Origin of the sequence: Pyrococcus kukulkanii, from assembly GCF_041647995.1 — an archaeon.
Lineage (GTDB): Archaea > Methanobacteriota_B > Thermococci > Thermococcales > Thermococcaceae > Pyrococcus.
In genome coordinates this window covers 102,597-124,099 of the sequence record NZ_JARRIB010000003.1, presented here as the reverse complement: position 1 = coordinate 124,099, position 21,503 = coordinate 102,597, and the positions used below count along the sequence as shown (strand labels likewise).

General features: G+C 48.7%; 18 protein-coding genes, 1 tRNA gene and 2 rRNA genes. 12 read left to right on the top strand and 9 right to left on the bottom strand.

Annotated elements, in window-relative coordinates:
• Window positions 1–91: 91 nt before the first annotated feature.
• From P8X24_RS06965 to P8X24_RS06950, 4 genes are all read right to left on the bottom strand, one after another.
• Complete coding sequence (locus P8X24_RS06965; protein WP_372914828.1) at window positions 92–1,333, bottom strand: aminotransferase-like domain-containing protein; 1,242 nt, start codon at window positions 1,331–1,333, stop codon at window positions 92–94.
• Window positions 1,334–1,633: 300 nt separating this feature from the next.
• Window positions 1,634–2,599 (bottom strand): ribose 1,5-bisphosphate isomerase, encoded by a 966-nt coding sequence (locus P8X24_RS06960; protein WP_372914826.1) that lies wholly within the window; start codon window positions 2,597–2,599, stop codon window positions 1,634–1,636.
• Entirely contained in the window at window positions 2,596–2,991 is a 396-nt protein-coding gene (locus tag P8X24_RS06955; protein WP_372914824.1) for a UPF0146 family protein, read from the bottom strand. The genes P8X24_RS06960 and P8X24_RS06955 overlap by 4 nt, the downstream gene beginning before the upstream one ends.
• A 23-nt stretch (window positions 2,992–3,014) precedes the next feature.
• A complete protein-coding gene (locus P8X24_RS06950) occupies window positions 3,015–3,392 on the bottom strand; it encodes a hypothetical protein (RefSeq protein ID WP_372914822.1) in 378 nt (125 codons plus the stop codon).
• A gap of 118 nt (window positions 3,393–3,510) precedes the next feature.
• Between P8X24_RS06950 and trmBL1 the strand changes: the two genes are divergently transcribed.
• The gene (gene trmBL1 / locus P8X24_RS06945; protein ID WP_372914820.1) at window positions 3,511–4,536 is read left to right on the top strand and encodes an HTH-type sugar sensing transcriptional regulator TrmBL1; all 1,026 of its coding nucleotides are present in this window, start codon (window positions 3,511–3,513) and stop codon (window positions 4,534–4,536) included.
• Here the strand turns inward: trmBL1 and P8X24_RS06940 are convergent.
• On the bottom strand, window positions 4,533–4,748 hold the full coding sequence (locus P8X24_RS06940; protein ID WP_372914818.1) for a PRC-barrel domain-containing protein: 216 nt from the start codon (window positions 4,746–4,748) through the stop codon (window positions 4,533–4,535). The two genes, trmBL1 and P8X24_RS06940, sit on opposite strands and share 4 nt — an antisense overlap.
• 112 nt (window positions 4,749–4,860) lie before the next feature.
• On the opposite strand from P8X24_RS06940, the gene P8X24_RS06935 reads away from it, so the two are divergent.
• On the top strand, window positions 4,861–6,195 hold the full coding sequence (locus tag P8X24_RS06935; RefSeq protein WP_372914816.1) for a DEAD/DEAH box helicase: 1,335 nt from the start codon (window positions 4,861–4,863) through the stop codon (window positions 6,193–6,195).
• Here P8X24_RS06935 and speE read toward each other — a convergent pair.
• On the bottom strand, window positions 6,183–7,025 hold the full coding sequence (gene speE / locus P8X24_RS06930) for a polyamine aminopropyltransferase (protein WP_372914814.1): 843 nt from the start codon (window positions 7,023–7,025) through the stop codon (window positions 6,183–6,185). The two genes, P8X24_RS06935 and speE, sit on opposite strands and share 13 nt — an antisense overlap.
• Window positions 7,026–7,096: 71 nt before the next feature.
• Between speE and P8X24_RS06925 the strand changes: the two genes are divergently transcribed.
• Window positions 7,097–8,284 carry an AAA family ATPase gene (locus tag P8X24_RS06925; protein ID WP_372914812.1) on the top strand — a complete coding sequence of 396 codons (1,188 nt, stop codon included), beginning with the start codon at window positions 7,097–7,099 and terminating at the stop codon, window positions 8,282–8,284.
• Window positions 8,281–8,796 (top strand): metal-dependent hydrolase, encoded by a 516-nt coding sequence (locus P8X24_RS06920; protein ID WP_372914810.1) that lies wholly within the window; start codon window positions 8,281–8,283, stop codon window positions 8,794–8,796. Before P8X24_RS06925 ends, P8X24_RS06920 begins: the two co-directional genes overlap by 4 nt.
• Here the strand turns inward: P8X24_RS06920 and P8X24_RS06915 are convergent.
• Window positions 8,783–9,391 (bottom strand): MarC family protein, encoded by a 609-nt coding sequence (locus P8X24_RS06915; protein ID WP_372914808.1) that lies wholly within the window; start codon window positions 9,389–9,391, stop codon window positions 8,783–8,785. The genes P8X24_RS06920 and P8X24_RS06915 overlap by 14 nt on opposite strands.
• Window positions 9,392–9,453: 62 nt before the next feature.
• On the opposite strand from P8X24_RS06915, the gene P8X24_RS06910 reads away from it, so the two are divergent.
• From P8X24_RS06910 to P8X24_RS06885, 6 genes are all read left to right on the top strand, one after another.
• Window positions 9,454–10,347, top strand: coding sequence for an LEA type 2 family protein (locus P8X24_RS06910; protein ID WP_372914806.1), 894 nt, complete (start codon window positions 9,454–9,456; stop codon window positions 10,345–10,347).
• Between the two features lie 351 nt (window positions 10,348–10,698).
• Window positions 10,699–12,195, top strand: a 16S ribosomal RNA gene (locus P8X24_RS06905).
• A gap of 57 nt (window positions 12,196–12,252) precedes the next feature.
• Window positions 12,253–12,330, top strand: a tRNA-Ala gene (locus tag P8X24_RS06900).
• Between the two features lie 123 nt (window positions 12,331–12,453).
• A 23S ribosomal RNA gene (locus tag P8X24_RS06895) occupies window positions 12,454–15,502 on the top strand.
• Together the 16S and 23S rRNA genes with 1 tRNA gene alongside form the textbook arrangement of a ribosomal RNA operon.
• A 91-nt stretch (window positions 15,503–15,593) precedes the next feature.
• A complete protein-coding gene (locus P8X24_RS06890) occupies window positions 15,594–17,066 on the top strand; it encodes a DUF2139 domain-containing protein (protein WP_372914804.1) in 1,473 nt (490 codons plus the stop codon).
• A 4-nt stretch (window positions 17,067–17,070) separates the two neighbouring features.
• Window positions 17,071–17,634, top strand: coding sequence for a DUF366 family protein (locus P8X24_RS06885; protein ID WP_372914802.1), 564 nt, complete (start codon window positions 17,071–17,073; stop codon window positions 17,632–17,634).
• A 14-nt stretch (window positions 17,635–17,648) separates the two neighbouring features.
• Here the strand turns inward: P8X24_RS06885 and P8X24_RS06880 are convergent, their stop codons facing one another.
• Window positions 17,649–18,251 carry a hypothetical protein gene (locus tag P8X24_RS06880; RefSeq protein WP_372914801.1) on the bottom strand — a complete coding sequence of 201 codons (603 nt, stop codon included), beginning with the start codon at window positions 18,249–18,251 and terminating at the stop codon, window positions 17,649–17,651.
• 60 nt (window positions 18,252–18,311) lie between these two features.
• Here P8X24_RS06880 and lysS point away from each other — a divergent pair, with 60 nt between their 5' ends.
• Window positions 18,312–19,883 carry a lysine--tRNA ligase gene (lysS, locus tag P8X24_RS06875; RefSeq protein WP_372914799.1) on the top strand — a complete coding sequence of 524 codons (1,572 nt, stop codon included), beginning with the start codon at window positions 18,312–18,314 and terminating at the stop codon, window positions 19,881–19,883.
• 31 nt (window positions 19,884–19,914) lie between these two features.
• A complete protein-coding gene (locus P8X24_RS06870) occupies window positions 19,915–20,817 on the top strand; it encodes a hypothetical protein (RefSeq protein WP_372914797.1) in 903 nt (300 codons plus the stop codon).
• On the opposite strand, the gene P8X24_RS06865 is transcribed toward P8X24_RS06870, so the two are convergent.
• Window positions 20,788–21,471, bottom strand: coding sequence for a class I SAM-dependent methyltransferase (locus P8X24_RS06865; RefSeq protein WP_372914795.1), 684 nt, complete (start codon window positions 21,469–21,471; stop codon window positions 20,788–20,790). The genes P8X24_RS06870 and P8X24_RS06865 overlap by 30 nt on opposite strands.
• Between the last annotated feature and the right edge of the window lie 32 nt (window positions 21,472–21,503).

The window sequence follows — 21,503 nt, the reverse complement described above, 5'->3', positions numbered from 1 at the left end:
AAGCAAATGAAATATCCTAGGGCTTAATTCAATTGTATCGTTAAAAAGGGTTTCGGTTAAATAAATGTTTAGTAGAAGGGGAGACTAAAACTTACAGTTCTTCCTTTATCGTTTCTGCGAGCCTTTTAATCCCCTCCCTAATCTTATCTTCGTCAACGTACGTGAAGTTCAGTCTCATAGTGTTCTTAACGTCCCTATGGGCATAGAATGCTTCGCCTGGAACGTAGGCGACTCCCCTCTTTACTGCCTTTTCAAGCATTAACTTTGTATCTATCTTCTCGGGTAGTGTAACCCAGACGAACATTCCTCCATCTGGCTTAGTCCACTTGACCCCCTCGGGCATGTGTTCCTCTAGAGCTTCAAGCATGACATCCCTCCTGGGCTTGTAGAATTCGATTATCTTTGGGATGTGCTTTTCTAAGTAACCCCCCTCAAGGTACTTCCAAGCAACTATCTGGCCGAACGCATTTGTGCAGAGATCAACACTCTGCTTAGCTATCTCCAGCTTTCTTATGAAGTGTGGCTCTCCCGCAATCCACCCAAGCCTGAATCCTGGGGCAAGTATCTTTGAGAAGGTTCCCAAGTAGAGTACTCTGCCCTCCGTGTCTAGGGCCTTTATCTTTGGAACTGGTTTTCCAGAGTACCTGAGCTCTCCATAGGGATCGTCTTCCACTATTATGAAGTCATATTCGCTCGCAAGCTCAAGTAAGTGCTTCCTTCTTTCCTCAGTCATTGTAACTCCCGCAGGATTTTGGAACGTTGGAACGGTGTACACAAGCTTAACCCTCTTTCCTTCTGCCTTGAGTTTTCTTAGTTTCTCCTCTAACAAATCAGTCCTCATGCCCTCATCGTCAAGGGGTACCTGAATGTAATCCGGCTCATAGAAGCTGAACGCCTGAAGTGCAGCCAGATATGTTGGGGCCTCAACTACCACTATGTCCCCAGGGTTTATGAAAACTCTACCTATCAAGTCGAGAGCCTGCTGAGAACCGCTCGTTACCATTATATCTACCTTTGATGTTGGAATACCATATCTCTTTCTCAGCCACTCGGCAATTGCTAACCTTAGAGGTGTAAATCCTTTAGTCGTTCCATATTGCAAGGCCTTATCAGCGTGCTCCCTAATAACTTCATCTAAGATTTTGTCAATGATGTCAACGGGGAACGTCTTAGGATTTGGCAATCCTCCTGCAAGGCTAATAACGTCACTAGTCTCAACAAGCTTGAGTAGTTCTCTTATTTCTGAAGCTTTCATTCTCAAGGCCTTTTCGGAAAAGTAAGCTTCAAAGTTAAGTGAGCCTTTCTCAAATTTTTTCTTAAGAGCTTCTTCCATTCCTCACACCTCCAACGAACAGATATGATCACCTGAACATTTTTATGCGTTAGATGTTTTTAGCTCATTAAATATAAAGCTTTCGGCATTGGACGAAAATGTTCTTTACATTCGTAAAGCCAATGTATCCACTTTTACCTTAGCTTATCAAGTTAACCTTCAATGAACTTAAATGTCTTTTGGAAGTCGGGATGGGACAATAGTGTGCAAAAAAGCGGGGGTATTAACCCGCCCAAGTTCATCGACTCCGCCTTCGGCGGTGCTCCCCGGGCTATATGAAATTTTTGAGGTGGGAGTATATTAATCTTCCCAGGGTTCCCTATACTTAAAGGCCCATCCGAACTCTTCCCTCAGGATATCTATCGCTGCATACGGTGGAATAACTCCCCTCTCCGTTATTATAACGTCAATGTACTCCGGTGGGGTCACGTCAAAGGCAGGGTTCCACACCTCTATATTTTTCGGCCAAGTCTTTAGTTCCTCCTCCGGAATGACTTCAGTGGGATCCCTCATTTCGATTTCAACCAACTGGCCAAGCATAGTTTCTGGATGAAACTTGTAGGTCTCGGCCGCAATCATTACCCACACCCTATGCTCCTTTGCGGTCAACGCAATTAATGCCGTTCCAATTTTATTTATTACAGCTCCATTTGCCGTTATCGAATCTGCTCCCATCACAACCTTATCCGTCATCTTCATGTAATGCCTTGCCGCTGCATCGACAACATATATCACCGGGATTCCATAGCTGGCTAGTTCTTTAGCTGTGATCTTCCCCTGCCATCTTGGTCTCGTCTCCGTGACTATAACCTTGATCTCTTTTCCCTGCTCCCAGGCAGTTTTCATGACGCTAATTGCCGCCTTGCTATGGCAGTGTGTCATTATCACATCTCCATCTTCAATTCTCTTCGCTCCAATTTCGCCAATCCTTTCAATGGCTTTTTCGGAATTGTGGATAAACTCCTTTGCAGAGTTTATCACTGTGAATCTAAGGGTCTCAAGGTTGGCTCCTGAAGAATAAGCAAGCTTGGCTCTGTGCATCACGTACCTTAACGCATTTGGCAGAGAAACCGCTGTTGGTCTTGTGTGGTACAAAATTTTCGCTGCTTCTTTTAATTCCTCCCAAAGCTCTTTTTCGTCTCTTGCTTTGCTTTTCGCTGCCTGTATCATTAAGGCTTGAGCTGCTGCTCTTGCAATCCTTCCAGCTCCCCTTATTTCCATGCTCTTAATTTTCTCCGCGATATCCAAAACTTCCTTGACTATCATGGCTCCCACTTGTATATTGGTATGCCTCTGTAGTTAATTAACTTCATCCCTTTTGGAGGAGAATCCCCGGTAAGCGGAACTATGTAAAGTGGAACCCCAAGCTTTTTGGCAAGTCTCAGTAGAGCGGGCATCATTTCTGGAGTGGGTCGAATTGAATAAATACAGCATGCTCCCCTGTATATCTCTGGGGAGTGGTTGAAAATATCATCAACATAGCCCTCCAATCCTAGCTCCCTTGCTCTTTTTATTGAACTCTCATTGACATCAACGACAATAACATTGACGTTTAATTCCCTTAGCTTTTCTGCAATCTTAGTATAAAATCCAATCCCTATCTCAATGACTTTTCCTGCCTTACATTTCTTGGCTATAAATTCTGCCACACTATCCATGATTATCACGCACGTGTTTGTTATTAAGGGTTATTACCGTTTCTCCCTACCGCTTCATCGTGTATCGGCGGTAGGGAGTTCCACCTTAGCCATCTGGATTTTTCAATCCAGGTGGCTTCACTGGTGGCGCTCGAGCCCAACGGCACGGGGCTCCCACCTACGAAAACACCACCAGGGCTCGGGGCAGAGTTCTCATAATCCCTTAAAACACAAATTCCAAACAGCGAGGACATCCCGATGCCAATCTCCGTTGCAAGGTTTGGTATCCTCATGATCTTCCTCCACTTGCCCGTTGGAAGCTTTACTGCCTTTCTCCTGCCAGAGTAAATCCACCTCTTGGTTGTAATAAAGCTCACGCTGAGAATTTCAGCCACCTGCCTCAGTGTAAGCAACCTCTCCACGAGCCACCCACAACGACACACAAAGAAACATACTGCCCTTTAGTAGTTCACATAGCTAAAACCTTTATAGGCATATAATCCCATATATCACTAAGGATGAAACCTGGGAGGTAGTGAGATGATAGAGGAAGATATAATTCAAAAGCTTCAAAAATTTGGCCTAACTAAGTATGAGAGTTTAGCATACATAACACTTCTCAAATTGGGGCCAAGCAAGGCTACTGATGTGACAAGGGAGAGTGGAATCCCTCACACAAGGATTTACGACGTGTTGAGCTCACTATCAAAGAAGGGTTTTGTTGACATCATGCATGGCACGCCTAGGCTTTATGCCCCGGTGAATCCAGAACTCGTCTTGGAGAGGCTTAAAAAGGAGCTTATAGAGGATATTGAAAACCTAAAGAAGGCTTTTGAATATCTATATAAGGAGACCCATGGAGAAGAATTGCCGGAGATATGGACAATTTATGGTTTTGAGAACACTGTTGAGAGAGCTGAATACATAATAAGGAGTGCAAAGCATGAAATATTAATTAACACGCCCTTTGAATTCCTTAAACAGCTGAGAGATGCTATAGAGAAGAGGGATGACATTCTGATGATAATTGTAAGTAATTTTGAAAGTATCCCTAAGTGGCTTAATGAAAAAGGAAATGTGATATTGGCAAAAAGTGGGGAGGCTCCTTGGCTTATGGGTACTTGGGTAATTGGAGACGTAAACTATGCCCTTTTCTTTGGAACTTTGCCAGAAAATAAAGGAAAGGAAAGATTTTATTCCTTCTGGGCGAAGTCTGCGAAACTAATTCAGAACTATGTCCACTGGTTTTATACGATGTACTTTGATAATAGCAAAGAAATTAAGGGACTTGAGTATGACAAACTTAGTAAACCCGTTGTACTGACTCATATAAGGACAGTAATAACCGTACTTAAGAGTATCGGCGTCGGTAGAGAGATAGAGGTTATTGGAAGATTCCTCAAAGATAAAACCCAAGTTAAAATAAAAGGAAGGATCATAGGCTTTGAATATACACCTCTGACAGCAAATATAACGATTGAAACTGAGAAAGGGGAGAAACTAAAGATAGGAGGTCTTGGGAGTTATTTAGAGGACGTCGAGGGAGAAATTTTTCTCCTCTATTAGGTTTTTTTATTTGCCGCCTCTACAAGGATTATATCTCCCACAGCTGTAACCCTCTCATATGGTACACCGACTCTTTCTCCTGGTAATGCTAAAATTAGGACTTTACCATATCTTTCTCCAATGTCAATTATTATCTCATCAACTTCTCCAACGTATTTACCCTTCGTGTTGTATATTTTCTTCTTGTAGAGTTTAGATAACTTCATGACCATTTTCGTCACCTCTTGAGAATTTTTGGGCATTGCACTTTAAAAATGTTGGTTATGTCCAATGCAAATTTTTATAAAAGCAGATTTTCAAACACAACCTTCGTAGTGGTGAGATATGGTAGTGTTTAGGATCCCAAGAGGGAGTGCAAAAGTTAAAGTGGAGAGGGCTGATCCTAAGGTTTATTTCCAAATATATAACTTATTGTCGTTTAGGAAGGACTTTGGCAGGTGGGATAAGGCAGAGAGCTTATACGACCCATATACGAATACTTTCCCGGTTGGATTACTTCTTAGGGTAAAGAAATTCCTGAACTCAAAAGGATACAGGGTTAAGATAAAGGACGAGAGGATAGTCGAAGGGGAGCCTCTAAATTCTGAATGGAATAAGAATTATGAGTTAAGGAAATATCAAAAGAAAGCTGTTAAGCTTGCAATAAAAGAAAAGATGGGTGTTTTGGCTTTACCTGTTGGAAGTGGAAAAACTATTGTTGGCCTTAGGATAATTCATGAAATAAATAAGTCTGCCTTAATAATAGTCCACACAAAGGAGCTACTTTATCAATGGGCTGAGAAAGTTGAGGAAGTTTTAGGAATAAAGGCTGGAGTAGTTGGAGACAATAAATGGCAGGAAGGACCTATTACCGTTGCGATGATTCAGACTCTCCTATCAAGGGGAGTAGAGAAGTTGCAGAATAAATATGCTGTAGTTCTTTTTGATGAATGCCATAGAACGTCCGCAGCGGAGAAATTTTATCAAGTAGGAATGAGTCTTCCTCAAGTTTATAGGTTTGGTCTTTCTGCGACTCCCTGGAGGAGACTAAGAGGGGAAGAGATGAAAATAGAGGGCGTTGTTGGTCCAATAATTTACGAAGTAAAGGCTGAAGATCTTATAAAAGAGGGATTCCTCGCGAAGCCAAAGTTTGAGGTTATAGAGTATGAATCAAACATGCCTGCACTTGCTGACAAGTATAAGGAGCTATATGAGGAGGTAATAATGGAAAATGAGGAGAGGAATAAGGCAATAGTGGAAAAAGCAGTTGATCTTGCCAAGCAGGGACACAGGGTGCTAATTGATGTAAAAAGAATAGATCATGGGGAAATACTGGTTAAGATGCTTCGTGAAAAGGGAATAAATGCCGAGTTCCTAAGCTCTCAGAGTCCAAATAGGTGGAAAATCTTAGAAAAGTTTAAAGGTGGGAAAATTCCAGTTCTAGTTTCAACGCTTTTGAAGGAAGGGGTTGATATACCAGAGATATCTGCAATAATACTTGCCGGCGGTGGAAAGAGTGATGTCATGACAATTCAGACAATTGGAAGAGCATTAAGACCAAAAGCTGGAGGAGAGGCTGTCATAGTTGATGTTAAAGATACAGATCCATTACTATTCACACACTTCCTTGAAAGACAAAAGGCGTTAAAGCAATACTACGGAAAATACTATAACCTCTGAAGTTTCTCCCGAATATATTTTGGCATCTGGAATAGCGTTTCATGATTTTCTGGATCATAGTATTCAAGTTTCAGTTGCTTGGCTCTCCTAACATCTACTTTCTTGAAGTCTAGTTCTCCTTTTACTCCTACTAAAAATGCCCAAGGGGATGCGTACCCTATTACCGGAAAGCTATAGTAGTAAACCCTATCAAAAACTTTCTTCATTCTCTTGTACGCTCCAGTAAGTTCGTCTGTAAATAAATACACACTCCCTGCTTGGGTAACGTAAATTCCTGGATCCTTAAGTGCCTCGTAAGCATCTTTGTAAAACTCTTCGCTGAAGAGCATCTCCGCAGGCCCTACGGGATCTGTAGAATCTACAATTATCACATCAAACCCCTTATTCTCTTTAAGGAATTTAACCCCATCCCCTATTACCAACTTTGCTCTTTTACACTCATTCTTTAACATTTTCCCTAGCAGGCCCTCATCAATCCCTATAAACTCAGATGCTATTTCTACCACCATTCTATCAATTTCTACCATTATTGCCTCCTTGATTTCTTTATGTCTGAGAACTTCCCTAATTGTCCCCCCATCTCCACCACCAATCACAAGTACCCTTTCTGGGTTCGGATGGGCCAGCAGGGCTGGATGAACAAGGGGCTCGTGGTAACTTTTTTCTCCTTCTGTTACTAACTGAACAGTTCCATCTAGAGCTAGAAGTCTTCCGAATCCTTCAGTTTCGTAAATTTCAATTTTTTGGTACTTAGACTTCCTCTCAAGGATTTTTCTCTTAACTTTAAATGCCACGCCATATCCTCTTGGATACCATTCGATGAACTCCATGAGTGCCACCTAGGCCAAAGTTGGTATAAAGTTTTATAAGAATGCCGTGATATCTGATTGGAGGGACAACAATGGAAGGCACACTTCGTATTTATGCTTCTCCTTCCTATGAGGTTTATGGTCTTTCAAAGAATCCATTCATAGAATTAGCGAGCGAGGGAATAGAGGATATAGAATCGATTCATGTTTACCAGGAGGTTGATATGAAAATTTCTTCCCTAATATCAGATGTCATTGGAAATAAGAGCTCGATAACATTTTCTATTGTTGGCCCCCTGGGGATGGGGAAAACTCAGAGGTTGAAGAGCGTCGCAAGAGTTGTTGAGGAGAAGGGGGGTAAGGTAATATATGTTAAAGTAGACACTACGGACATATTGAAGATTACAAGAGACATATTTAGCGCCCTAAAACCTCCAAAAAATAGGACAAACATATTCCTTGAAAACCTATCGAAGAAGCTTGGATTTATAAACAGGCTTGAAAGGATGCTATCTTCAATAAATGAGTATAAGAGTAGGGATATTGCTGAGATGCTTACTCAGGAACTTTCTAAGTATCAGTACTCTGCATTACTACTTGACGAACTTGAAAACATGCAGGGGGCAAATGAAAAGGAGAAAATATTATTCTTCGAAATGCTGAGGCACTTTATCAGTAACATGCCCCCTGGAAGCCTCTTTGCTTTTGCATGCATTCCCGAAGTGTATGAAGAGTACTCTAAATTATTTCCCGCATTCTTTATGAGGCTTCACTATGAGTTCAAGCTTAGGCCAATGAGTTATGAGGAAGTCGTTGAGTTAGTTAAGAAAAGACTTGCAAAGGTTAGAATTAGGGATACAGCGGATCCAATTTATCCCTTCACTGAAGATGCAATAAGGTTAATTCATGAGCTTGGAAAGGGAAATCCTAGACAAATACTTAGGTTGCTCAATTACGTTTTAAGTGAGGCCGTTAAACACAAGTTCGACCCGATAAATGAGTACGTTGTCACAACGATACTTGAGGAGCCAAAATCCTTAGAGGAATATCTAACAAGGATACCAACGGAATTTAAACCCCTTGTGAATGTTATAGTCAACAAATTTAAGGGTGGGCCGGTGAGCTACATTGAAGTTGCTAAGGAGCTCAAAATGCCAGGTACAGAGGTTTATGAAAAATTGGAGCATTTAGTTAGCTTGGGATTCTTAGTTGGGGATCCAAGAGGCAATTACAAAGTTCCCGACTACGTTAGGAAGTTTATGGAGGAGAAAAGGGAATGAATTATGAGGAACATGTTCTGGCAGGCTTGATAACTTATCCCCTTTTTGTTGTATTAGCCTATTTCCTAAGGGATGTCCTTAATTTGAAGTTAACTTTTCTTTCCTTGGCCTTAGGTTATGCTTTCTATGTTTTAGGAAGTGATCTTCCCGATATAGATCATCCTGATTCAATAATTCATAGAGGGATTAAGCCAATATTTTCCGTGATCTTGGGAAGTGTTGTGGCTTACAGGATTCAGGCTTACATCCCAAGCGATTACTCCCTCATATACGCTTGGGGTGTTGGAGGAATATTTGCCGTTATTGGGTGGTACATCTTCACACTCCTAATGCCTCGTCATCGAGGGATAGTGCACTCCCTCACATTTGCAACCCTTTATGGCCTACTCACATTCTTAGGGGTTAGGTATGGAATTTCTTTAGCTCCTGGAGAGGCTTACCTAATAGGTCTTGCAGCTTTCTCTGGATACTTGCTGCATTTGATACTTGACAAGAGCATTAAGCTCCTTTAAGGATTCTCACAAGTATGCTCCCTGCTCCTGTAATCATCATTTGTGCTCCTATTGCCATAATGAATAATCCTATTATCCTTATTGTGACACTTAGCACTGTTTTGTTCACGTTTCTCATGGCATAAAGGGCTATCATCATTAGGACTGCCGTTATTGCAATTGCAATCGTAGTTGCGATAATAGAGATGTGAATACCATATTCTGCTGTCAGTGTTATTGCCGCTGTAATTGCCGCTGGTCCTGCTATGAGTGGCGTTGCCACTGGGACGGCGGCAAGGGCCAGTATATTTTTCTCCCTCTTTATCGTTACCATTCCTCCCCCTTCTAGGGCCTCAAGTCCAATCTTAAATAGGACGAATCCTCCTGCTACCCTCAGTGCGTCGATCTCTATATGGAATATGTCTTGGAGTATAACCTTGCCAGCTACGGCAAAAATCAAGAGGAGTACCCATCCAATTAAATTTGCTCTTATTATCAGGCTTTTTACATCCTCTATATGGAAATCTTCCCTTAACAAGCTGACTAACAATATTTTGTCGCTTGGATCTATCATTATGAGCATGAGTAATGTCGAACTAAAGATTTCTTCAAACATAGTTTGAATGCCCCCATTAACATATAAATACCTTAGCGTTAAATAAGAAATGGTGGGAGAATATGGGAAAAGTTGGAGCTATAATAGCGGTAGTATTTTTGGTCTGGTTGATATATGCTGGTTACTTTGCACTGAACTTTCATCCAAGCGTTTCTGCTAGCTGGGGTGCCATAGAGGGCGACAACGTAAACGTTGAATTCAGGATTGACTTGGGAAATCCTTCTCCTCTTCCTCTAACTGTGGAAAACGTTACACTGAAACTTGCTAATGTCTCAGTTGCAACGATAAATAAAGTTAAAGTTGGATTTCTGACCCAGAAGGTAACAATAACATCAACAATTAACCTTGATAAGGTTGTTGATGGTTTTATAGCTCACATCAAGAATAAAGAAGATAGTGCTGTTGAAATTAGTGGAACTGCAAAGATACTCAATGTGATCCCTTATCAATTCACTCACCTAACGCAGTTAAAAACGAACGTTTTGTCCCGTCTCCAAGAGTTAAAACAAGAACCGAAGACGTATACAATTGCCGGTATGGTGCCTCTCAAAACTCCTGGGATTGAGGGGATATATGCGAGATGGGGAGGGGTCTCTAGGAAAGGAATAGAGATCGTTGGAGACATAAAATTATATAACCCAAACAATTTCCCATTGCCAATAACGAACTTGAAGGCTGAGCTTTATATGAACGATATCAAGGTTGGTGAGGGGAAGATAATCGAGGGGTCCATAATCCCCGCTAAGGGTTACGGAAGTGTAAAGGCAAGAGTAGTATTATCCCCTGATCCATTCAAAGACGCAATTAAGGAGCATATAATGAATGGGGAGGTTAGCAAGGTTAGGGCGGATATAGAGTTCTATGCCAAGATTGCTGGGGAGGAGGTTGTTATCCCGGTTAAGGACATTGAAACTACTGTAGAGACAAACTTGTTGAGATCCTTAAATTTTAGCTAATTTTTGCTTATTTTTGCCCCTTATAGGTTGGTGTTTTTATCATATTCTTTGATAATTAACTTCATTGTGCAAAAATTTTTCATTATGGAGGTTCGGGACTATTGGGTGGAGCCCCCGAATAAGGGGGTGAAAAACCCAGGGGTCAAGACGGCGGCGTCGGGGGGATTGGGGGCAAAGCCCCCGGCATGAACCCCGCCCTCCTCCCCTGGGTATAGCAAGATGCGCTCCCGAGGAAAACCCCTGAAACGGGGGACCCCTCGGGGGCAAGGCAGGCCCGGCACCCCGGTCAAACCCCCGGACGGGGAATTGGTACTCCCCCGCGTGGGGAGTTCCACCGGCCGTACTCCCTTAATTCCGGTTGATCCTGCCGGAGGCCACTGCTATGGGGGTCCGACTAAGCCATGCGAGTCAAGGGGGCGTCCCTTCTGGGACGCCACCGGCGGACGGCTCAGTAACACGTCGGTAACCTACCCTCGGGAGGGGGATAACCCCGGGAAACTGGGGCTAATCCCCCATAGGCCTGGGGTACTGGAAGGTCCCCAGGCCGAAAGGGGACCGTAAGGTCCCGCCCGAGGATGGGCCGGCGGCCGATTAGGTAGTTGGTGGGGTAACGGCCCACCAAGCCGAAGATCGGTACGGGCCGTGAGAGCGGGAGCCCGGAGATGGACACTGAGACACGGGTCCAGGCCCTACGGGGCGCAGCAGGCGCGAAACCTCCGCAATGCGGGAAACCGCGACGGGGGGACCCCCAGTGCCGTGCCTCTGGCACGGCTTTTCCGGAGTGTAAAAAGCTCCGGGAATAAGGGCTGGGCAAGGCCGGTGGCAGCCGCCGCGGTAATACCGGCGGCCCGAGTGGTGGCCACTATTATTGGGCCTAAAGCGGCCGTAGCCGGGCCCGTAAGTCCCTGGCGAAATCCCACGGCTCAACCGTGGGGCTCGCTGGGGATACTGCGGGCCTTGGGACCGGGAGAGGCCGGGGGTACCCCCGGGGTAGGGGTGAAATCCTATAATCCCGGGGGGACCGCCAGTGGCGAAGGCGCCCGGCTGGAACGGGTCCGACGGTGAGGGCCGAAGGCCAGGGGAGCGAACCGGATTAGATACCCGGGTAGTCCTGGCTGTAAAGGATGCGGGCTAGGTGTCGGGCGAGCTTCGAGCTCGCCCGGTGCCGTAGGGAAGCCGTTAAGCCCGCCGCCTGGGGAGTACGGCCGCAAGGCTGAAACTTAAAGGAATTGGCGGGGGAGCACTACAAGGGGTGGAGCGTGCGGTTTAATTGGATTCAACGCCGGGAACCTCACCGGGGGCGACGGCAGGATGAAGGCCAGGCTGAAGGTCTTGCCGGACGCGCCGAGAGGAGGTGCATGGCCGCCGTCAGCTCGTACCGTGAGGCGTCCACTTAAGTGTGGTAACGAGCGAGACCCGCGCCCCCAGTTGCCAGTCCCTCCCGCCCGGGAGGGAGGCACTCTGGGGGGACTGCCGGCGATAAGCCGGAGGAAGGGGCGGGCGACGGTAGGTCAGTATGCCCCGAAACCCCCGGGCTACACGCGCGCTACAATGGGCGGGACAATGGGACCCGACCCCGAAAGGGGAAGGGAATCCCCTAAACCCGCCCTCAGTTCGGATCGCGGGCTGCAACTCGCCCGCGTGAAGCTGGAATCCCTAGTACCCGCGCGTCATCATCGCGCGGCGAATACGTCCCTGCTCCTTGCACACACCGCCCGTCACTCCACCCGAGCGGGGCCCGGGTGAGGCTCGATCTCCTTCGGGAGGTCGGGTCGAGCCCGGGCTCCGTGAGGGGGGAGAAGTCGTAACAAGGTAGCCGTAGGGGAACCTACGGCTCGATCACCTCCTATCGCCGGGAACCCCGTCCGGGGGACTAAAGGGGTGCCGGGCCTGCCTTTTTCTGGTGGGCCGGTAGCTCAGCCTGGTATGAGCGCCGCCCTTGCAAGGCGGAGGCCCCGGGTTCAAATCCCGGCCGGTCCACCACGAAGAGATGCACGTCCCGAGCAAATGCTCGGGGCGGAAGGGCCCAAGGCCCCCTAATAGGGGGCGACGATGAGGGCCGCGCATAGGCGGGTGGCCCAAGAAGTGCCTGGCCCCTCCGGTAGGGGGGCTAGGACACTAAGCCGCCCGGTGGATGGCTCGGCTCGGGGCGCCGACGAAGGGCGTGGCAAGCTGCGATAAGCCCCGGCGAGGCGCAGGCAGCCGTCGAACCGGGGATTCCCGAATGGGACCTCCCGCGGCTTATGCCGCACTCCGGGGTTTACGCCCCGGAGGGGGAACGCGGGGAATTGAAACATCTTAGTACCCGCAGGAAAAGAAAGCAAAAGCGATGCCGTGAGTAGGGGCGACCGAAAACGGCAGAGGGCAAACTGAACCCCGGGCCGACGAGGTCCGGGGGATGTGGGGTTGCAGGGCCCCCGTATGAGACCCTCGCGGGTGAAGCCGAAGTCCGCTGGAACGCGGCGCCGGAGAGGGTGATAGCCCCGTAGGCGTAAGCCCGCAGGGTCTCGGGGGTCCCTGAGTACCGTCGGTTGGATATCCGGCGGGAAGCTGGGAGGCATCGGCTCCCAACCCTAAATACGTCCCGAGACCGATAGCGAACTAGTACCGTGAGGGAAAGCTGAAAAGCACCCCGGGAGGGGGGTGAAAAGAGCCTGAAACCGGGCGGCGATAGGAGGGTGCGGCCCGAAAGGAATGAGCCTCCCCGAAGGAAACCGCGGCGACGCGGGAGTACGAGGGGAGGGGACCGGGGTTGCACCGTCCGTCTTGAAACACGGGGCAGGGAGTTCGCGGCCGTGGCGAGGTTAAGGGGGTTAAGCCCCGTAGCCGCAGGGAAACCGACAGGCCCGCAGCCCCCTTCTGGGGGCGAGGGGCGGGGTGCGAAAGCGCCCGGAGTCACGGCCGCGAGACCCGAAACCGGTCGATCTAGCCCGGGGCAGGGTGAAGTCCCTCAACCGAGGGATGGAGGCCCGCTAGGGGTGCTGATGTGCAGTTCGCTCCCGTGACCCCGGGCTAGGGGTGAAAGGCCAATCGAGGCCGGAGATAGCTGGTTCCCGCCGAATCATCCCGTAGGATGGCCTCCCCGGAGGTAGGCGGTGGGGTAGAGCACTGATTGGAGGTGCAGGGGGCGAAAGCCCCCGGCCTCCTGTCAAACTCCGAACCCACCGCCGCCGTAGATGGGGGGAGTAGGGTGGCGGTGTAAGCCGTCCACCGAGAGGGGAACAACCCAGACCGGGGTTAAGGCCCCAAAGTGCCGGCTAAGTGTTACTCCAAAGGGTGTCCCGGGCCTTAGACAGCGGGGAGGTAGGCTTAGAAGCAGCCATCCTTTAAAGAGTGCGTAACAGCTCACCCGTCGAGGTCCGGGGCCCCGAAAATGGACGGGGCTCAAGCCGGCCGCCGAGACCCCGGCGCACGGACCGATTGGTCCGTGATCGGGTAGGCGGGCGTGCCGGTGGCGTAGAAGCCGGGCCGTAAGGTCCGGTGGAGCCGCCGGTATCGCGGATCCTGCCGGGAGTAGCAGCGTAGTCGGGTGAGAATCCCGACCGCCGGAGGGGCCAGGGTTCCACGGCAATGGTCGTCAGCCGTGGGTTAGTCGGTCCTAACCCCGCCCGTAACTCGGCGCGGGGGAAAGGGAAACGGGTTTATATTCCCGTACCGCGGGGGTAGGTGCGGCAACGCAAGCCCGGAGGGTGACGCCTCGGGGTAGGCGGACCGGCCGATGAGGCCGGCTAAGCGTATAAGCCCGGGGAGTGCCGTAATGGCGAGAACCGGGTGAAAGCGCGAATGGCCCCCCGTTAGGGGGGTTCCGCCGATCCCTGGGGCCCGTGAAAAGCCCTCCGGGAATTCCGATCCCCCGCGACCGTACCGAGAACCGACACAGGTGCCCCTGGGTGAGAAGCCTAAGGCGTGTCGGGGGAAACCCGGCCGAGGGAACTCGGCAAACTGGCCCCGTAACTTCGGGAGAAGGGGTGCCTGCGGGTGCGTAACCCGCAGGTCGCAGTGACTAGGGGGGCCCGACTGTTTAATAAAAACACAGGTCCCAGCTAGCCCGAAAGGGTTTGTACTGGGGCCGACGCCTGCCCAGTGCCGGTATGTGAAGCCCGGGTACAACCGGGTGAAGCACCGGTAAACGGCGGGGGTAACTATAACCCTCTTAAGGTAGCGAAATTCCTTGTCGGTTAAATGCCGACCTGCATGAATGGCGTAACGAGGTCCCCGCTGTCCCCGGCCGGGGCCCGGCGAAACCTCTGCCTGGCGCGCATGCCAGGGACCCCCGGTGGGAAGCGAAGACCCCATGGAGCTTTACTGCAGCCTGCCGTTGCCACACGGCGGGGGGTGCGCAGCGTAGGCGGGAGGCGTCGAAGCCCGGTCTCCGGGCCGGGTGGAGCCGTCCATGAGACACCGCCCACCTCCCGCCGTGTGGCTAACCCCCGTAAGGGGGGACAGCGGTAGGTGGGCAGTTTGGCTGGGGCGGCACGCCTCCGAAAAGGTATCGGAGGCGCCCTAAGGTCGGCTCAGGCGGGTCAGGAATCCGCCGTAGAGTGCAAGGGCAAAAGCCGGCCTGACTGGACCCGTAACAGAGGCGGGTCCAGCCCCGAAAGGGTGGCCTAGCGAACCCCTGTGCCTCCCCGGTGGGGGCCAGGGATGACAGAAAAGCTACCCTGGGGATAACAGAGTCGTCTCGGGCGAGAGCCCATATCGACCCCGAGGCTTGCTACCTCGCTGTCGGCTCTTCCCATCCTGGCCCTGCAGCAGGGGCCAAGGGTGGGGGTGTTCACCCATTAAAGGGGAACGTGAGCTGGGTTTAGACCGTCGTGAGACAGGTCGGATGCTATCTACCGGGGGTGTTGGCCGCCTGAGGGGAAGGTGCCCCTAGTACGAGAGGAACAGGGTGCCGCGGCCTCTGGTCTACCGGTTGTCCTCCCGGGCATAGCCGGGCAGCTACGCCGCAGCCGATAAGGCCTGAAAGCATCTAAGGCCGAAGCGGCCCCCGAAAATAGGCGGCCGTTCCCTGGCGCTTGGGCCTGGGCGACCGGCCCGTTGCCAGGGACGAGGGCTCGGGCAGAAGACCCGGTTGATGGGGCGGGGATGTAAGCGGGAAGGGTCAACCGACCCGCTTAGTCTGCCGCCCCCAATCGCCCGAGGTCCTACCCCCCGAAGGAGGGGCCAGGCACTTGATAGGCCACCCGCCTATGCGCGGCCCTCAAGTTCTTAAGCAACTATTCTGATACACTTTTGGTGATAACATGATTCTCGAAAAACTTGAAAGGTACCCACCAAGATATGGTCCAGAGTGGGGAAGTGGGGGGATTTTTGGCTTAAGGTACCACAACGACACCCTGTACTTTACGCTAGCCTTTGAAGGAGAGGCCCATTTTATAACCAATGACTCCCACAAGGTTTACGAATTCGAGCTTGTTGGTCCAAGGCCTACTTCTGGAGGAGATACTTATAATGCCGTGGAAGTCGTTGATGAATTCATATACTTCGGTGGCTGGGTTCACGCTCCCGCAAAGTTCAGGGGGAAGGCCCAGGGAAATGCCACCATAGACTTCTCTCATAAGCACTCCCACGTTCACGAGTACGACACTTCCAACGGGAGAATCAGGCTAGTGTGGAAGGAGAGCCTTCACCATCCGGAAAGGTGGGCTGGCGAGGTCAGCGAGATCCTCTACAATCCCTACACTGACGAGCTTTTATTATGCAGAGAAGATGGCCACGAAAACCTTGGTGTTTATTCTTTAGACAGACATAATGGAAAAATAAGGAGGCTAAATGAGAGGCCAAGTCCAAAGGCAACCCAGGTTCACGATGTTGCATTCTTTGGCATCGGCAAGAACTACACGAAGGGCTTGGAGGAAATTCATGCTCTGGACATGGTCACTGAGAAGTGGGAGAGATTTTCCCTGGGGAGCAGTGTGGATGGTGGAAATTACTTGGAGCCACATCTCGGTGCAATGGCCTCGATAAACAACAGGGCCTTTGCATTCGTGAGGGGTGGCGTTTTTGTGGGCAATCCATTCAACGAGGAAGAGTTCAGATTCGTAAGACTGTTCGACTTCTATACGTTCTACGCTCCCTTCAGGGTCAACGCGCTTCCCTTCGGCGGTGGGGTATTGATAGGCTTCAACGCTCATCACGATGCGTACTACAAACCTAGGAGCGAGGAGGAGTTAAGGTACTACACCTTCACGAACACTATAGTCGGGCCAAGCGTTCTGGTCTACGTAATTCCTCCAATGGTTAAGATTGTCGGGGTCTTTGGAGCGAGAATTACCTCTCTTGAGAAGGTTGGGGATAAGATAATTGTTGCCACGAGCAACACGCCAAACACTGGGGCATTAGACGCTACCCCCTTCGACACGGGTCATAGGGATTTCATAATCCTTGATCACGCTGTTATAAAGGAATCCCCTCCGGTTAGGTTCACCGTTCCATTAAGGTTCCCCTCTGAGGCAATGAAGCTTAATGCTGGAACTTTTGGCGGAATTCCCCTCGATGGCTACAGGAGCCCGAGGCTTATCATAAATGCTAGTAGGGATAATAGGCTTAGGATTTATGAGTACGATCTCGCCTTGCCACTAAATGATGCTACCTATGACGACTTTGATATTAAGAAGGGCAGGAACGTTATAGACTTGAGCTCCTTCTCTGGGATAGTCTCCTTCAAGCTTGAGAAGGAGGACTTCAAGGGCTTGGCTAAGATAGAGCTGAGGTGATCGCATGGAGCTCCTCGTAATTAAGGCCAGAAGGATCGACTATGACGGCTCGGCAATAAGGAGCCACTGGGCCTACAGGAACTTCGGTGTTCTTGGAGATTCTTTGGTGGTATTTAGGGGAAGGTGCGACGTTAAGATCGAAGAGATGGTTGACATCGAGGATTTGAGGCAGAGAAAGGAGATAAAGAGTGATGACATGATTCACTATATAGTTGAGGTCTTCTGGCATCCCGATGTTTTGCTTGCTTCAGCGTTACAGAAGCTCTTCATAGCTAGGCTCTGCGAACTGTTCTCAAAGAAGGGGGTTAAGGTAGAGAGAAAGGGAGACGATATATACGTTGGTGATAGGAAGCTGAGCATATCGATAGCAACGATATCTCCTGTGAGCATCAAGATCCACATTGGGATAAATGTAACATCTAGAGGAGTTCCCCAGGATGTTAAGGCTATTGGCCTTCAAGAGCTGGGCATAGATCCTGAGGAGTTCATGGAGGAAAGTGGGAGGGTTCTAGTTGAGGAGTTCCTTAAGGTGAGGAAGGATTCTATGAAGGTGCGGTGGGTTTCCTAGTCTTTTCTTTTTAGCTACAGGAATAAACTTAAGATTCCCCCTGCCAGTGGTACTGCTAGGTTGTCATCTAGCCACGGCTGATACTCTGCCAGTGTGAGTATTAGTGCCCATGCTATTCTAACTAGTGTAGTGGCATTTAAAAATACCAGGGCTATTACCAGGGAAGTTAAGAAGAAGCCTAAGCTGCCGGTCCAGTGCTTTTTAAGCTTAACATCAAGACCCTTCTTTCTGAAGTAGAAGAACCTTATTACTCCGGTTACTCCATCACTTACAGCCATGACCGATAGGAGTGCTGTGGCATATTTTGGGTTGAAGAGCAGGGATATTACACCTGCTGAAAGGGCAAAGAAAACTTCTCCGTAATTTCCTGGGATTTGAAACCACTCGAGTTCTCTCTTTAATACGTGGGAAGAGAGCTGGCTAATTGCAAATGCAAAGGCAAATGCTGAGAAAATCTTTGCCTCTATAAGGCCGAGGTACATCATGAGTATTGCGGGGACTATCGAGAAGTGGATTATCTTTCTGTTCACCCAGGCATACCTCTCTCCAAGCTCTTTTGTGATTGCTATTGCAACTAGTATGGATGCCAAGGCTATTCCAACGTGAACCCAGGACATGATCTTAACTTTCCCACAAACCCTTAAAAGCTAATCTCCCATTCACGGAGGGTGGTGTAAATGGTTCACTGGGCCGATCATATGGCTGAAAAGATAATCAGGGAGAGGGGAGAGAAGGAGCTTTACGTTGTTGAGAGTGGAATAACGCCGAGCGGTTACGTTCACATAGGGAACTTCAGGGAGCTCTTTACTGCTTACATAGTTGGCCACGCTCTGAGGGATAAGGGCTATGAAGTTAGGCACATCCATATGTGGGATGATTACGATAGATTCAGGAAAGTTCCAAAGAACGTTCCCCAAGAATGGAGGGAGTACTTGGGAATGCCCGTTAGGGAGGTTCCTGACCCCTGGGGCTGTCATGACAGTTACGCTGAGCACTTCATGGATTTGTTTGAAAATGAAGTGGAAAAGCTCGGTATGGAGGTCGACTTCCTCTATGCGAGCGAGCTCTACAAGAGGGGTGAGTATTCGGAGGAAATTAGGAAGGCCTTTGAGAACAGGGATAAGATCATGGCCATCCTGAACAAGTACAGGGAGATAGCTAAGCAACCTTCCCTGCCAGAGAACTGGTGGCCGGCCATGGTTTACTGCCCAAAGCACAGGAGGGAGAGTGAAATCTTAGAATGGGATGGAGAGTGGAAGGTTAAGTTCAGGTGCCCAGAGGGTCACGAGGGTTGGACTGATATAAGGGATGGGAACGTTAAGCTGAGGTGGAGGGTTGATTGGCCGATGCGCTGGGCCCACTTTGGAGTTGACTTTGAACCAGCTGGGAAGGATCACTTGGCTGCGGGTTCAAGTTACGATACTGGTAAGGATATAATAAAGGAAGTGTATGGAAAGAATGCTCCTCTAACCCTGATGTACGAGTTCGTTGGTATTAAGGGTCAGAAGGGCAAGATGAGTGGGAGTAAGGGTAACGTCATTCTCCTGAGTGATTTATACGAGGTTCTTGAGCCAGGACTCGTTAGGTTCATCTACGCGAGGCACAGGCCAAATAAGGAGATCAAGATTGATCTTGGCCTTGGCCTGCTTAACCTCTATGACGAATTTGATAAAGTTGAGAGGATATACTTTGGAGTCGAGGAAGGGAAAGGAGACGTTGAGGAGCTTAAGAGGACTTACGAGCTTTCAATGCCGAAGAAGCCTGAAAGGCTAATAGCTCAAGCTCCCTTCAGGTTCTTAGCTGTTCTTGTTCAGCTACCTCACATGACGGAGGAAAGGATAATATCAACTTTGATCTCCCAGGGACACGTTCCTAAGGTTCTAGATCACGAGGATCTAGAGAGGATCAAGCTCAGGATAAAGCTGGCCAGGAATTGGGTAGAAAAGTACGCGCCCGACGATGTGAAGTTCGTAATACTTGACAAGCCTCCCGAAATAGAAGTTCCAGAGGAGATAAAGGAAGCAATGTTCGAGGTTGCCCAATGGTTAGAGAGCCATGACTCGTTTACTGTCGATGAGCTGAACAACGTCCTATACGATGCTGCGAAGAAGAGGGGGATACCGAGCAAGAGTTGGTTCTCGACCCTCTACAAGGTGTTCATTGGAAGGGAGAGGGGCCCGAGGCTCGCCAGCTTTCTGGCTTCCCTTGAGAAAGGGTTTGTGATTAAGAGGCTCAGGTTAGAGGCTTAACTTTTTATTTCCTTTTCTCAACTTAACCACAATGATAGGGGTTGCCGGAGTAAATGTTAAATTTGAAGGGGAGCTTGATGATGGCTTTGAAGATGGATTCATGACTTCTTTTGCTAGAAGGTATCTTCCCGATATTTTTCCGACTAAAGGTAATCCACATGTAGTCGTCAAGAGGGTTAAGGGGAAGGGATTTAGGGTCTTGAACTATCTCTATGACTATAATGGGATTGATGAGTACCTCATAGAATCTCGGGTTCCAAAGGCCTACGAGAATGAGGCTCCCGTTTTCTTCCTTCTTCAGGCCGTGGCAAGAGCTGGAGCCAAGATTGGTAGAATATTTATTACTGACTCTGTGGCAGTTTCAGATGGGAGGAGAGGAATTCTTTTCGTTGGATATCCGCACACGGGGAAGAGCACGATCTCTGCCCTTTCTCTTTCCCATGGACTTACGGTGTTAAGTACCGAGAATACTGTTGTCGAGGCAAAGAGCCTGAGGATAGTTGGTGGAACTACGGTTTTGATATATGATCCCAAGATAGAGGATCTATACAACGTGAGGTTGTCTTATGATTCCCTCACGAGGAGTGGGTACAGGGTCAAGGAGATAGATTTGGAGGGGAGGCGTAAAATCCTGGGAAAGGTTAGGGTTAATGCTATAGTTATTCTTCACTCTGCTTTTAACTGTAAAGGGGCTAGCTTTTCACCCGTCAAAGGAAGAAAGGTCAAGAAGAGCCTTTGGTACTTTTCAACCGCTTTAATAAAGGGAGTGGACTACTACGAGCCTCAGCCGTTAAACATGCCTGTAAGTGAGATCATGATGAAGAACCTTGAGGAGTTCCTTGAGAGGGCGTCAAAGGTTAAGATGTACGAGGCCTTTGGTAACCATCTTGATGTATTCAAGAGATCACTTGAGCTGATAGACTATGAGGTATGAGTAATCATTTATCTTTTCTTGGGCTTCTTTCCTGAAGTACAGCTTGCCGAGTAGCTCCACCGCGGTTTTGCCCCAAACGTTAAACCTCACCCTAAAGGAGTCATTCTCGCTCTGGAATTCTATTACAACGGTTTTTTCTTCTTGATCTGGGATTATCTTGCTTATCCAGTACTCTTGTCCGACTACGAGGCTTTCCTTTAATCTTGGGAGGAGTTCCCTCAAGTCAGTGAACTGAATTATGAATTTTCCTCCGGGCCTGAGAACCCTTCTTACCTCCTTAAATACTTGGTTAAGCTCTAAGGGCGTAAAGTGGACTAGGCTGTCTATAAATATCACATAGTCAAACTCCCTATCATTGAAGGGCAAGTTTTTGGCATCCCCAAGGATGAATTCAACTTTGGACTCTCGCTCTTGGGCGTACCTTTTGGCTCTCGCTATCATGTCCTCGCTTATGTCAATACCTATTACCTCAAATCCATGATCTTCAAGGAGAAATGAGAATCCTCCAACGCCACAAGCTAAATCTAAAACTTTCCCTTTCCTTTTCATATATTTAAGAAGTAGGGGTTCAAGATCCTCTAGTCTCTTCTTGTATTCTTGAGAGCTTAGATCGGTATACGTTGGGAATGCCCGGTAGTATTCTGCAAATCCCATGGGTGAAAGTTTAATTTTCACTTGTATTAATC